12 protein-coding genes are annotated in these 13,238 nt (G+C 41.0%); 6 read left to right on the top strand and 6 right to left on the bottom strand.

Annotation, left to right across the window (positions count from 1 at the left end; translation table 11 throughout):
* Positions 1 to 89 precede the first annotated feature (89 nt).
* The 4 genes from proB (at position 90) to ACOT8F_RS11430 (ending at position 4,846) form a co-directional block, all read left to right on the top strand.
* On the top strand, positions 90 to 1,223 hold the full coding sequence (proB, locus tag ACOT8F_RS11445; protein WP_421652015.1) for a glutamate 5-kinase: 1,134 nt from the start codon (positions 90 to 92) through the stop codon (positions 1,221 to 1,223).
* A gap of 18 nt (positions 1,224 to 1,241) precedes the next feature.
* Positions 1,242 to 2,510, top strand: a complete 1,269-nt coding sequence (locus ACOT8F_RS11440) for a glutamate-5-semialdehyde dehydrogenase (protein WP_421652013.1) — start codon at positions 1,242 to 1,244, stop codon at positions 2,508 to 2,510.
* Positions 2,511 to 2,802: 292 nt separating this feature from the next.
* The gene (locus ACOT8F_RS11435) at positions 2,803 to 2,982 is read left to right on the top strand and encodes a hypothetical protein (protein WP_421652012.1); all 180 of its coding nucleotides are present in this window, start codon (positions 2,803 to 2,805) and stop codon (positions 2,980 to 2,982) included.
* Between the two features lie 337 nt (positions 2,983 to 3,319).
* On the top strand, positions 3,320 to 4,846 hold the full coding sequence (locus ACOT8F_RS11430) for an alkaline phosphatase family protein (protein WP_421652010.1): 1,527 nt from the start codon (positions 3,320 to 3,322) through the stop codon (positions 4,844 to 4,846).
* 64 nt (positions 4,847 to 4,910) lie between these two features.
* Here ACOT8F_RS11430 and ACOT8F_RS11425 read toward each other — a convergent pair whose 3' ends face one another.
* A complete protein-coding gene (locus ACOT8F_RS11425; protein WP_421652008.1) occupies positions 4,911 to 5,906 on the bottom strand; it encodes an NADPH:quinone oxidoreductase family protein in 996 nt (331 codons plus the stop codon).
* A gap of 314 nt (positions 5,907 to 6,220) precedes the next feature.
* Here ACOT8F_RS11425 and ACOT8F_RS11420 point away from each other — a divergent pair, with 314 nt between their 5' ends.
* Both ACOT8F_RS11420 and ACOT8F_RS11415 read left to right on the top strand, forming a co-directional pair.
* On the top strand, positions 6,221 to 6,688 hold the full coding sequence (locus ACOT8F_RS11420) for a PTS sugar transporter subunit IIA (RefSeq protein WP_421652006.1): 468 nt from the start codon (positions 6,221 to 6,223) through the stop codon (positions 6,686 to 6,688).
* A 76-nt stretch (positions 6,689 to 6,764) separates the two neighbouring features.
* On the top strand, positions 6,765 to 8,990 hold the full coding sequence (locus ACOT8F_RS11415) for an FUSC family protein (RefSeq protein WP_421652004.1): 2,226 nt from the start codon (positions 6,765 to 6,767) through the stop codon (positions 8,988 to 8,990).
* Positions 8,991 to 9,042: 52 nt separating this feature from the next.
* Here ACOT8F_RS11415 and ACOT8F_RS11410 read toward each other — a convergent pair whose 3' ends face one another.
* The 5 genes from ACOT8F_RS11410 to ACOT8F_RS11390 all read right to left on the bottom strand — a co-directional run bounded on the left by ACOT8F_RS11410 (position 9,043) and on the right by ACOT8F_RS11390 (position 13,166).
* Positions 9,043 to 9,522 carry a hypothetical protein gene (locus ACOT8F_RS11410; RefSeq protein WP_421652185.1) on the bottom strand — a complete coding sequence of 160 codons (480 nt, stop codon included), beginning with the start codon at positions 9,520 to 9,522 and terminating at the stop codon, positions 9,043 to 9,045.
* 103 nt (positions 9,523 to 9,625) lie between these two features.
* Positions 9,626 to 10,261, bottom strand: coding sequence for a FusB/FusC family EF-G-binding protein (locus ACOT8F_RS11405; RefSeq protein ID WP_421652002.1), 636 nt, complete (start codon positions 10,259 to 10,261; stop codon positions 9,626 to 9,628).
* A gap of 154 nt (positions 10,262 to 10,415) precedes the next feature.
* Complete coding sequence (locus tag ACOT8F_RS11400; RefSeq protein WP_421652001.1) at positions 10,416 to 10,688, bottom strand: CD3324 family protein; 273 nt, start codon at positions 10,686 to 10,688, stop codon at positions 10,416 to 10,418.
* Positions 10,689 to 11,205: 517 nt separating this feature from the next.
* Complete coding sequence (locus ACOT8F_RS11395; RefSeq protein ID WP_421652000.1) at positions 11,206 to 12,132, bottom strand: CPBP family intramembrane glutamic endopeptidase; 927 nt, start codon at positions 12,130 to 12,132, stop codon at positions 11,206 to 11,208.
* 233 nt (positions 12,133 to 12,365) lie between these two features.
* Complete coding sequence (locus tag ACOT8F_RS11390; RefSeq protein WP_421651999.1) at positions 12,366 to 13,166, bottom strand: SDR family NAD(P)-dependent oxidoreductase; 801 nt, start codon at positions 13,164 to 13,166, stop codon at positions 12,366 to 12,368.
* Between the last annotated feature and the right edge of the window lie 72 nt (positions 13,167 to 13,238).

The raw sequence follows: 13,238 nt of genomic DNA, 5'->3' as shown, positions 1-13,238 counted from the left end.
ATTAGGTACAGGGCATCTTTTCTAAAAATTTCAGTACAATTGGCATTCAAGCCTTACTAAGAAACTACGTTTTTCAGGAGTGATTTGAAGTGACGCAAACGAAAGAGCAAAAAAGAATTGTCATTAAAATAGGAAGCAGTTCTATTACAAGCCTTCATGGTGAAATCAGCAGAAGAAAACTTGAACGGCTTGTTGATGAGGTCGTCAAATTGAAGGATGAAGGCTATGAAGTAGTTTTGGTTTCCTCAGGAGCGGTGGCAGCTGGGTACCGAAAACTTGGTTGTTTGAAAAGACCTGACACGCTCCCGGAGAAACAGGCGGCTGCATCCATCGGGCAGGGCCTGTTAATGGAAGCATACTCAGAGCTGTTTTTGTCACATGGGTATGTAGCTTCTCAAATTTTGATTACTAGAAGTGACTTTTCGGATGAAAATCGCTATAACAATGCCCGGAACACGACGAATGTCCTTTTAGAAAGAGGCATTGTTCCGATTATCAATGAGAATGATACAATCACCATTGACCGTTTGAAGTTTGGCGATAACGATACATTATCAGCAAAGGTTGCAGGATTGGTTGATGCAGATAAGCTGATTATACTATCTGATATTGATGGGCTTTATGATGCGGATCCGCGTAAAAATAGCGATGCCAAGCTTTTGGATCATGTCTATCAAATTACGCCGGAAATTGAAGCAGCAGCTGGAGACCCGGGAAGCTCAGTCGGGACTGGCGGCATGAAATCAAAAATTGATGCGTTCAAAATCTCAATGGCATCCGGAATACCAGCATTCCTGGGTAAATCAGGTGTTCGCAACCTGATTGTCGATGCGGTTCATGATCGTGCAAAAGGAACGTATTTTGAAGCAGAAAAGGATGCAGTGAATTTAAATCACAAGAAGCAATGGATTGCTTTTAACTCAGGTCCTGAAGGCGAGATTATAGTGGATTTTGAAGCGAAAAGCACCATTATTGAAAGAAAAAGCGACATACTGCCAAGGAACATTTTAGAGGTCAAAGGGAAGTTTAGAAAAGGCTCTGTCGTCAGGATTTTCTCTGATGTCGGGGAAGAAATTGCCCTTGGAGAAGTGAAATATTCATCTGAAGATTTAACACGGATTGTAGCACTTGATATTCAGCAAAGAGGAGACTTCCAAGAATCAGTAGTAAGCATTGAAGATCTTGTTTGCCATTTGGATTTAAGTATTCCAGTCGGACTGTAATTTACAAGGAGGGATTGGGTGACGTTAACAATCGAACGTCCAAAAACAAAAGTAGAAGAACAGGCAAAAGAAGCGAAAAAGGCTGCAAAAACATTGAGCGGGTTATCAACAAAAGAAAAGAATCAGGCTCTTCATGTGATTGCAGATGAATTGGAGCAGCAGGCAGAAACAATTTTAGAAGCCAATAAATCTGATCTTGACATGGGTAAAGAAAAAGGCTTTGAAGCAGCGTTTATGGATCGCCTCGCTCTTTCAAAGGAACGAATTTATGATTTTGCAGAAGGCTTAAGAGAAGTAGCCAAATTGGATGATCCAACAGGAGATGTATTATCTGAATGGACATTGGAAAATGGTCTGAATGTCAAAACTGTTCGAGTGCCACTTGGGGTAATCGGGATGATTTATGAAGCACGTCCAAATGTAACGGTAGATGCAACGGGACTTGCCTTGAAATCTGGAAATGCGATTGTGTTAAAAGGAGGATCATCAGCCATTTCTTCCAACAAAGCGATTGCAGAAGTGATTCACGCAGCACTTGCTAAAACGAAAATACCGACAGAGGCTGTCCAATTGATAACAAGTACTGATAGGGCAGCAACACAGGAATTGTTCACGATGAAAGAACATATCGATGTCCTGATTCCGCGAGGTGGCGGCTCGTTAATTCGTGCAGTGGTTAATAACGCAACTGTACCAGTGTTAGAAACAGGTGTAGGGAACTGTCATATTTATTTTGACCGGGATGCAAATCCGGAAAAGGCATTAAGCATTTTGGTGAATGCCAAGACAGACCGTCCAGCTGTTTGTAACGCCGCTGAAACTTTGCTCGTCCATAAAGACTGGCTCAAAGAACATCACCAAGCCCTTCAGGAAACGTTAGAAAAAAACAGCATTCGGATTTTCGGCGATGAGCACATTGTGAATGTTCTTCCTGGTGCATCGATTGCAAATGAATCAGATTGGGAAAATGAATATCTATCTCTTGCGATTGCCATAAAAGCTGTAGACAATATGAAAGAAGCAGTCGAGCATATTGATCAATACGGAACAAAGCATTCAGAAGCGATTGTTACAGAAAATGATGCCCAAGCAGAAACATTTATGAGACTTGTTGATGCTGCAGCTGTATACCGCAATGCCTCTACCCGTTTCACTGACGGTGGAGCACTCGGATTCGGAGCTGAAATTGGCATCTCAACTCAAAAACTGCATGCAAGAGGACCGATGGGCTTGCAAGCTCTTACTACGGTGAAGTATATGATGCTTGGCAACGGTCAGGTCCGGTAAATAGGGAAACCCGTCTCTAATTAGAGGCGGGTTTTTTTTGAAAGATAAGTATAAATTTCTAAGTTGATTTATTAGCGCAAGCAGCCTAGCCCGAGTCTTTAGTGGCAAACTTCAGCCCTTTTAAGCAGCCAGCATAACAAGTGCCTCACATCATGATCTTGCTTTTCTGCCAAACAATAAGTTCAATCTCTATTAAGATTTTATTCATACTTTCAACATTCCTTTTGTAAGGAAGCCCGGGTAGAATCCTTCATAACAAAAGAGTTCTGGATTATGTGCATGAAAAAAGCATTTGAAAAAAACAGTAGCACTCTTTTCAATAACGGCAGCTTCGGCCTTAACGCTTGCTAGCATCGCAAATCCATCAAATGCTGCGCAAAATGAATCATCACATGAACAAGCAGGCTCCTCAGATGATGCACCAATCAATGAAGACAGAAATAAAACAAGTTATGGTGAAGAGTCCAACTGAAAACAAGCTTTCCGGAAAAAGCAAAGTCTTTTATGAACAAAATGATTATGGTCAAAGGGGAAGATGGATCAAAGCTTTGGGCAAAATACGATAACAAGAAAATGTCCTTTGTTTTCCGGAAATTCTGAAAAAGAATGATTGCAGTATATAGAAAAGACATTCGGAACTTTTGTATCCTTGAATGCCTGTTCTTTTTTTATAAGGATTTTACCCAATACAAAAGAAACCTATTGATTTGAATCAAATCCTGCTTTTTTCCTCCCGGGAAAGAATAAGCGGAGCAATAGTAGGAATGATAACGGAGACGGAAAAAAATAAAAAGAAAGAAGGGTATTTGATGCTTAAAAAATGGGTCCTGCTCCTGTTATGCACCCTTTTCACTTTAAGTGCATGTTCAAATCCAGCACCGAAAAAACAGGGATTAAATAGCGCTCCCAAAAATGTTTCGTACAAAGTAAATCGTACACCTCATCAAGCTGTAAAAAGAGTACTTTTAATAAGTGTTGATGGTTTGCATGAAAGTGACTTGGCTTCTTATGTAAAAAAACATCCTCATTCCTCTCTTTCAGCACTAAGTAACCATGGAATCACTTATACAAATGCAAGTGCTACAAGACCCTCCGATTCTTTTCCTGGCTTGTCAGCTATGATAACTGGCGGTTCTCCCAATGCAACAGGAGTGGTTTACGACGATAGCTATGACCGTAAACTTCTTCCGCCTCTTGCCAAGAAAGCTGGCGATAAACCAGGAACTGAAGTCTTATATGATGAGACGATCGATAAAGATTTGAACAAAATTAATGGCGGAGGCGGCATTAATCCTGCCATGCTTCCGCGGGATCCAGTAACAAAACAACCCGTTTATCCTCATAACTATCTTAGAGTAAACACAATTTTTGAAGTCGTAAAAGCTGCCGGTAAGCATACGGCATGGGCTGACAAGCATCTGGCTTATGATTTAGTGAAAGGTCCTTCCGGCAAAGGTGTGAATGATTTGTATACACCTGAAATTGTGGCAAATGGAGATGCTTCGAAAAGTATATTTGCCACTGAAAAGAACGATGACTTAAAAGTAACAGCCATTCAGAATGAAATACGAGGCAGAGATCATACTGGATTGAAGCCGGCTAATGTTCCTGCTCTCTTCGGAATGAACTTCCAGGCAGTAAGCGTTGCTCAAAAGCTTCCTGGAAACGGCTATGCAGACAGTAAAGATAAATTCAGTAAAGGTCTGGCGCATGCTATGAATCATACGGATCAATCCATCGGAAAAATTGTGAATGAATTAAAAAAGAACAACCTTTATCATTCAACTTTGATTATTGTTTCGGCAAAACATGGACAATCACCTATGGATCCTGCCAAACTGAGAATAACGGATGAGAAACTGATTACGCAAGGGGTTTCAGGCAGCCTTGTTGCTCAGTTAACGGCAGATGATGTTGCATATATCTGGTTAACGGATCAATCAAAAACGGTTTCTGTTGTGAATGCAATCAAGAAGAACAAAGGAAAAGCAAACATTCAAGATGTCTATTCTTATCAGACATCCCGGTCGAATTGGTTCTTTAACAATCCTGCTGATGATTCAAGAATACCTGATATTGTTGTAAAACCTAAGTATGGGGTCATTTACACAAAACCAGGGAAAAAGATTGCAGAACATGGCGGGATTAATAAAGATGATACGCATGTTGCTATGTTAGTGTCTTTTGCAGGAATGAAAAAATCAAAGCAAATTACTTCTTCTGTTTATACAGCGGAAATTGCACCGACCATTTTGAGGGTTCTTGGACTAAATCCTCGATCTTTAAAAGCTGTGAGGATGGAAACTACCCCTGTCCTTCCTGGCATCGGACAATAAAGAACATTTAAACAAAAACAAGCCCTTCGAGAGTTTTCGAAGGGCTATTAGCTTATCTGTTTTATTACGACATCTTCACCAATATTCTCCCGCGCACTTTGCTGCTGAGTATCCGATCCAATGCACCAGGCAGTTCTTCAAGTGTTACTTCATCTTCCACTAATTCAAGCATCCTTTCTGGTTTCAAATCGCCTGCCATGCGTTCCCAAAGTTTTTTCCTCACATCCATAGGGCAGTAAACCGAATCGATGCCAAGAAGATTTATGCCTCTTAAGATAAACGGGAAAACAGAAGTCGGGACATCGCCGCCTGCTGTCAGGCCACTCACTGCCACAGAGCCATGTGACTGAATTTTGCTAAGAACAGAAGCAAGCGGTTTTCCCCCAACCGGATCTACTGCACCATGCCACTGCTGCTTGTCGAGTGCTTTGATTTTTCCGTCGTAAACCTCTTCTCTTGAAATGATTTCATGAGCGCCAAGCTGTTTTAAATAGGCATGCTCCGAATCTTTGCCTGTACTCGCTACAACCTCATATCCTCGTTTGGCCAATAGGGCAACTGCTATACTTCCTACTCCGCCGGTTGCACCTGTAACGAGTACTTTTCCTTTTTCAGGAGAGAGCCCATTTTCTTCAAGCCTCTGAACTGACAATGCTGCTGTAAAGCCTGCTGTCCCGAATACCATCGCTTCTTTCAGGGAAAGATTTTCAGGAAGGGGTACAATCCAGTCTCCGGATAGGCGGGCATATTCACTATATCCGCCGTAGTGGGAAACCCCAATTTCATAACTGGTGGCTATCACTTTATCGCCTTCCTTGAAGCGGGAGTCATTGGAAGAAACGACCTCACCGGATAGATCGATCCCTGGAACGAATGGGTAGGTTTTAACAATATTTCCGTTTGGAATGCTTGCTAATCCATCTTTATAGTTCACACTGGAGTAGTGAACTTTGATGAGTACATCCCCTTCAGGCAGATCATTCAACGTTATTTCTCTTATTTCTTTTGTTACCTCATCACCTTTTTTGTCTATGACCAGTGCTTGAAATGTTTGATCCATTGTCTGAACTCCTTTCAGAATGCTTGTCTTTATTTTATTGGTTCCCTTTCGCACCAGTCAATCAAACAGACTTGCGTGTTAAAAGGGGTATTTTTTGGAACTGATGCTGTTCTTTTGTTATCGTTGTTTTAGGCTCTTTTCTTAAACTTTGTTGCTCATGACCCTATATTTAGTCCTCGAAACCATTGGGATGGCAAAAACTTTAAGAAAAGATGCCCCGATGCTAGTCTAAATGCGTGATAAAAGCATGTACGAAAAACAACAATCTCTGCGAAAACAGCCTTTTTTAAGAGGGAAATATGGGAGGGATCATTGTGAAGGTCAATAAGCTGACTGATTTGATGAACTCAGAATTAATTGCGGAAGATCTAAAAGGGAAGAGCCAGGATGAAGTGATGAACGAAATGATTGAGCTTTTTTCCAGAGAAAAAACTGTTGCATCTTCTGAAGGCTTTAAAAAGGCACTTATTGCCCGTGAAAGGATAAGCACGACAGGGATAGGGAATGAAATTGCCATGCCGCATGGAAAAAGTGATTCTGTAAAGGAATCGAGAGTGGCTTTTGGGATTAGCAGAGATGGTGTGGAATGGAAGAGCCTTGATGGTTCTTTAGTAAAATTGATTTTTATGATCGCTGAGCCTGTTGAAAGCAAGGGTGTGGTGCAGCTCGATATTCTGAAGCTCCTATCCGGGAAGCTGAGAAATTCAGAATTCAGGGAGAAGCTGCTGGCAGCAAAATCAAAGGAAGAAGCTTTTCAGCTTCTTGAGCAAATAGAAGATTAGTTCAATCAATATTTTTGTTAAAGGATGAAAAATAGATTAACCTATATGTATGAGAAAAAATTTGAGGAATTTAAAAATGCAATTTTACTGGCTCGGACGCCTTTTTGCCTCAGATCCAGGCTTGAAACGTTTTGAACAGGCTGGAAAAGTTATATTAAGTGTGATGTCGTCAGTGTTTACCATGATTATTCTCCTTCAGCTTTTTCATGGAAAAGCTGTGCCCGCTGCGATCATTGCAGGAGTGCTCGGCATGATGGGGATTTTAACCGTTGCCGATGACACGGAGAAACAGAAGAAAATAACGACTCTGCTTCTGCCCCTATCGAGCCTCACAGCGGTTACGCTTGGTTCCCTGCTGTCCGGCTTTGGCCATATAATTGATTTTGTGATCCTGCTGATCATTTTCCTCGCCTTTTATTTGCAGAAATTTGGCGTCAGGTACTTTTCGATATGCATGGTCGGCTTTATGTCCACTTATTTTTCAACACTTCTTCATTTAAAACCGGCACAGCTGCCTTGGCTTTGTATTGGAATAATAGTAGGGATGACTTATGCGTTCCTTTATAACTTTGTTTTTATTAAAACAAAGCCAGAAAAGGTTTTAAAAAGAAGCGTGGATTCTTTTCATACTCAAACTAACTTAACCTTCAGCCTCATACTGGAAATAATAGGCGATCCGGTTACACGGCCCGAACGGATAAACAAACTCGAACACAATGTTCAAAAATTAAGTGAATACGCACGTATGATCTCGACAGATATTTCCGCGACAGACCAGCACCTCGTATGGCCTGGTGTCAGCTCCAATCAGCTTAGGCTTTATATATTCGATTCTGAAATGCTGATAGAGGCATTAACACATTCGGTGAAAAATTTAAAGAAAAGCCATGCTCTCGAATATGCAGAGCTCCGTCGCCTTCTTATGTGGGCTGTTGAGTCCCTGCGAAATGCTGAAGTCCTGTCAGATTCCTATGAATCTTTTCATCTGCAGGAAGCGGAAAAGGCTGTTCAGGGACTCCGCCTTGCGCTGAATGACCTGCGGGCCGATAGCAAAGAATCAGGCGAATGGCTCTATTTAGTTCGAAGGATTGAATCGATTGTTAATCATGTAATAGAGGGAGCTCTTATTATTCAGCAATCGATGAACGAGCAGCTAAGAGGCAACGAGCTAAGGGAATATTTGCGGGATGTGAACAGCACGGTTATTGAGGAAGAAAAGGAAGAGGCAGCAGAAGAGGCAGAAGACCGCTATAATTTGCCTAAGAAAAAAGCTTACCAGGCGCTTGTGGCAGGAGGTTTGTCCATTATTCTTGGATATTTTCTGACGTCCACGCATCAATACTGGATTTTGCTGACTGCATTTCTTGTGCTGCTTGGAACGGAATCCGTTGGCAGAACGTACATTAAAGCCTTTCAGAGATCTTTTGGAACGGTTCTTGGCGGGATTGGCGGTTTTGCTTTGGCTCTTGCAGTGGAAGGCAAGCCTGTCTTTCAGCTGATATTTCTGTTTGCATGCATCTTTTTTGCCTTTTATCTCTTTTCCGTCTCCTATACCATGATGAGTTTTTTCATCACAATGATGATGGCATTAATGTATGACCTTCTTCTTGGAGGAGTGACTTATCAGCTTCTATTGGCAAGGGTGATGGATACGATCATTGGAGCAGCTATTGCATTTGTGGTATCCTCCTGGCTGCTTCCCATAAAAACGAAGGATAAAGTTTCGGATGTTTCAGCTGATTTCCTGGAGGATTTAAAAAATTATCTCTCTTCTTATATGGACAACTTGCTGAGAGATGCTCAGTATCCTGTAGACTTGGCAGATAAAGCATTCGCAATGGACCAGAAGCTGCAGGAAATAAAAAATCATACTAAGCCTATTTTTAAAAGAGCGGGTTCATTAAGCCCTTCAGGCTATGCAAGGTGGATCACTGTGCTGTATGCCATTCACTATTACGCAAAGCATCTGATTGCCTCTTCCAATAGAAAGCTCAGAATGGAGCAAAAGGAAGAGTATCGTGCAGCCATCCTTCACATTCAAGACGTTCTGACTGAGAATATTGAAGGGCTATGCAAACTGCTTAAAAATGAAAAAGAGACCGTCTCTGTCATGGATTTGGAGAAAGAACGGAAACTGGTGGAACGTGCTCCTGAAAAAGATAAGGGAAGAGGTCTTCCCCAAATTCATCTGCTCCATTACCTATATTATGTATGGCCGATCAATGAGGCTGTTGTTTCCCTTGCTTTAGAGCTTGGGGCAGAGAAGAAAAAGGCAGAGCCGGTATCATTAAAAAAGGCCTGAAATCACTTTGATAAGCGAGTTTCAGGCCTTTTTGCGCTTTCGAATTTCTTTCTTAGAGCTTTCTCATAAATCCTTCTTCAACTAAGTAATCTTCCGCTTCTTCATAAGAACCAAATGCGGCTTCAAGATTCAGGCCGGTGTAAACATTCCACCACTCATCTTCGTAAATCAATAGAAGTGTCTGGTTGTCGGGGCCAATCCAGCGCTGTTCCTCTCCGTCACCGATTATCGCACTTTCTTTCGCGGCTTCTGAATTCTCAGATAGCGAATGGATGGACTCCTTAATAATGGAGCGAAGAGCGCTTTCGGAATAATCCCGGATGTTAATAAAGCCTTTTTCATCTGTTTCATATTTGCCAATATTGCCGGCAAATACGAACCCGTTTCCATTTGGGTGCAGATGCTGAATAACGACCTTTTTATCAAACACACTATCTTCATAGTGAAAGTTTACTCTTTTAAGGGATACATCTTTTCTTTGCAATTCCGGGAATGATTCGGCAATCGCCAATTTTTCTTCAAAAGTAAGCATGTTTAGCCTCATTTCTTGATGAATCATATTTAACTGTTTCATTATAGCATACACCTTAACCCCTGGAAGTTAGTCATTGGGAAAAGGGAATTTGCTGCTAAAATTATTTTAAGCGGGTAATGAATTCCTCTAATTTATCCAGTGACTTCATATTTTCGTTGCATTTCAGGCTATCCTGGCAAATGTAATTTCCTCTTTTGACGAATGTTCCTTGTACATCGCCCTTTATTTCTGTTGTGAACATGCCTGTTTCTTCAAGACCATTGCACAAGGAACAAATGCCCTTTTTGTTGATGCTTGTAAAGGTTCCCTGGAGGCCGGTCAGTTTGTTTTTGTAAGGAACAATCAGAAATTTTTTATTCGATCCTTTGTCATCCCATCCCAAATAGGATAATTCCTTTAAATCAATCTCATCTAGAGGAGGAAGCTTAAGCTTTTTCGCCTTAGGGAATAATTTGCGGACGGTGAGATCCGTAACGTGCCAAAATGGAATCACATATTCCTTTAAGTGAGATAGAAAATCTGCAGCCTCTGCTTTTTCTTTAATATCCTGAACAGGCAGCAGCAGCTGCTTTTGTTCATCTGTAATGTCAGGAAACAAACCTAATACTTTTTCAATCGCAAGGGACTTCAGCGCTGCAAGAACATCGGCGTCATTTACCGTTGCATTCCCGCTTACTAAATGTCTCGTCTGATATTTAATAAAATTAAACTGGTCGCTTCTGATAAAAGGTTCCATGCGTATCACTCCTGTTCATGGTGCTGAAAAGAACATCTCTGCCCTTATTATAAAAGCTTCCTGTATATTAATAAAATGCAGAGATTGATTGAGAATTAAACTTGGCATATCTATGTGAAAATGGCACTGATGGTTTCATCAGTGCCAAGCATTCTTATCGTGTTTTCTTTGAGTAAACAATTTTCTTTATTGTTTCAATCGAAAGGTAATATTCCTCAGCTAATTGATGAATGGTCTGGCCGTTACGATAGGCTTCTTTTATAGAACCATTTCTCTCAGCGAGTGCTTTTTTAATTCCGGAGAGGGTTCCCCATTTTTGGCGGTTCTCTTTCGGTTTAGGAATATACAGTGTTTCTCCTTGAATATATTGCTGAATTTCCGAAATTAGGCGTTCGGGAAGGATTTCAGCTGCGTTTGCATATTTCATTTCTGCCAGCCCCTTATTTTTGTTTAGATACAAATAAGGTGCAAAGCATTGTACTGGAGAAAGGATAAGAGCAAGCGGGCGAATAAAAATGATTTAATCTAATGTCCACCCCATGCAAAGGATCGCCCTTTCTGTACAAGGCTTTGCATGAGACGCTGCAGAATCTGGCAGCTGATATAAAGATGCCATTTTATGAACACCTCCAAAATGGGTATAAAATACATTTCTATCATACTATTTATGCGGCTTTACTGCCACATGGTGTAAAAAAATCAAAAAGACAGCTATCAGCAAGCTGTCTTCTTTTTCAATGGCTCTTTTCTTAAACTTTGTTGCTCATGACCCTATATTTATTCCTCGAAACCATTGGTATGGAAAAAACTTTAGGAAAGTTGCCCTGATGCTAGTCTAAATGCGTGATAAGAGCATATACGAAAAACCAATAATCTCTGCGAAAACAGCCTTTTCAATCTGCTTAATCGAACTTAGACGAGAAGTATCCAATCTCTTTGCTGAATTAGAACGCGGCTGTATGAGTGGTTTCCTCTGCTATCATTCTCTTCTTATATTTTCTATAAGATAAAAAGTAGAAAATAATCATCACGCATACTTCCCAAATAAAAGCCGAAATCGGATCACTATCTAAAATCTTAAATGGAGCAGGAAGGGTGCCGCCAACAGATTTTTCGTCCGCAAAAAGCCAAAATAAAAACATGTTATTGGCCATATGGGCTCCAACGGATAATTCCGAAGTACCCATTTTAACTGCGATGAAAGAGAGCATAAATCCCATAAATAAATAACTCAGCCCGACCCAAACAGCAGAACGTCCCATTTCAGGATTGGCAAAGTGAAGAGAGCCAAATATGACAGCCATGATTAAAGCAAGCGCAATGGGATTCCGTATTTTTTTAGCAAACCATTGAAGAAGAAAACCTCTGAAAAAAAGCTCTTCGACAGTCGTTTGGATGGGAACAAGGAATAATACAATGAAAAACAAAAGAATAAAGCTGGAAGGCGAGGTTTCATTGAACGCATAGTTTTTTGGGGAAATAAGATAATCTGCTGCTTGAAAGGCCGCTGTTAAAAGCATGTAAATGCCATATCCCCAAAATACTGTATTCCAATTGATCTTTTTCTCAGCTGTAATAAGAGAGGTCATTGTGCGTTTATGAATAAAACGGATTGCAATCCAAATGCCTAAAAGCCAAAAAACATAATTGAGCAAAAGGTACAGCAAATCAAACGTAGGGTCAAGTCCGATAAAAGACCCTTTCTCAAGATCGAAATAGGAGGAGTCTTTGCCATCAATCATGACAGTAAAGATAGCGGCAAATGCATAAAAAAGTCCTCCAATAAAAACAAATGCTCCTATAACAGCCAATGAAGACAGGTTTCTCTTCCAGCTATTTTGTCCAGGTACATCAAATAAATAATGCTTCAATCAAGAATTCCCCCTTAAGTACGTTAAATCACTCTCATCAATAATAATGTATATTCTCGTCCAATTGTTATAAAACGGAAATTCTTTTTGGGGGATATTTTGATAGTATATCGTGATCGAGAATATGTAATATCAGAAGGTCGCTTCGGTTCTGTCAATGAAGTCATAGACCGACTTCACTGCCATCCCCTCCAGCGCTTGTCGGGGCTGAACAGGCGCTTTCGCTTTTCTTTTTACCGCATAACGCTTCCACCTGATATTTTCAAAGATTCTCCAACAATGTTTTCTGCTGCATCTGTCAGGAGGAATAGGATGCTGTTCGCTACTTCTTCTGCTGTGGAAAGGCGGCCGGAAGGGATGGTTCCTTTTGCGGCTTGAAGCTGTTCTTCGTAGCTTCGGTTTTCCTTTTCCCCTTTGGATTTAATTGCGTCGCGCCCCATTTTCGTATCCACATAGCCAGGGCAGACAGCATTTACTCTTATGCCTGATTCAATCGCTTCGAGGGCGAAAGATTGGGTAAATCCGATGAGGGCAAATTTAGATGCTGCATAAGCTGTTCCTCCGTGAGTCCCTCTAAGTCCTGAAAGAGAAGACACGTTAACAATGGCCCCTTTTTTATTCTCAAGCATGTTCTTGTAGACGGCCTGAGTTAAAAGAACAGTGGAAGTATAGTTCAGCTCCATGACTTTTCTCAAAACTTTTTCTTCAAGCTTTTCAAGTGTATTTCCGCCGCCAATCCCAGCAGAATTCACAAGGCCCGTAAAAGTTCCAATTTCATCGAGAGCAGACTGTACGAGGCGGAAACGGCTTTCCGGATCAGCCAAATCTGCAGGGCAAACAAAAACACGGGCTTCCGGGTTAAGCTTTTCACATTCCTTTTTTACTTCTCGAAGTTTTTCTTCATTCCGGCCTGTAACCGTCACGTTGGCTCCAGCTTGAACGCAGACCTTTGAGGTTTCAAATCCGATTCCCCCGGTGGCCCCTGTAATTAGAATATGCTGTCCTGATAATGCTTCTTTAGAAAAAATGAACATGATGATTTTCCTCCTTTTATTCTTGCTTTTCATCTCTACAAAAAACATTCCCCAGGCTTTACCCCTTCAAAC

The sequence above is a fragment of the Chryseobacillus diguaensis genome (genome assembly GCF_049220665.1).
Taxonomy (GTDB): Bacteria; Bacillota; Bacilli; order Bacillales; family Bacillaceae; genus Metabacillus_B.
The sequence above is the reverse complement of the archived record's forward strand: the minus strand, read 5'-3'. Positions and strand labels throughout refer to the sequence as shown.

What these genes read in the sequence shown, in the direction of transcription:
- ACOT8F_RS11430 (WP_421652010.1), top strand. Translation starts at nt 3,320, where the DNA reads ATGCTTAAAAAATGGGTCCTGCTCCTGTTATGCACCCTTTTCACTTTA.
- ACOT8F_RS11425 (WP_421652008.1), bottom strand. Translation starts at nt 5,906, where the DNA reads ATGGATCAAACATTTCAAGCACTGGTCATAGACAAAAAAGGTGATGAG.
- ACOT8F_RS11415 (WP_421652004.1), top strand. Translation starts at nt 6,765, where the DNA reads ATGCAATTTTACTGGCTCGGACGCCTTTTTGCCTCAGATCCAGGCTTG.
- ACOT8F_RS11410 (WP_421652185.1), bottom strand. Translation starts at nt 9,522, where the DNA reads ATGCTTACTTTTGAAGAAAAATTGGCGATTGCCGAATCATTCCCGGAA.
- ACOT8F_RS11405 (WP_421652002.1), bottom strand. Translation starts at nt 10,261, where the DNA reads ATGGAACCTTTTATCAGAAGCGACCAGTTTAATTTTATTAAATATCAG.
- ACOT8F_RS11400 (WP_421652001.1), bottom strand. Translation starts at nt 10,688, where the DNA reads ATGAAATATGCAAACGCAGCTGAAATCCTTCCCGAACGCCTAATTTCG.
- ACOT8F_RS11390 (WP_421651999.1), bottom strand. Translation starts at nt 13,166, where the DNA reads ATGTTCATTTTTTCTAAAGAAGCATTATCAGGACAGCATATTCTAATT.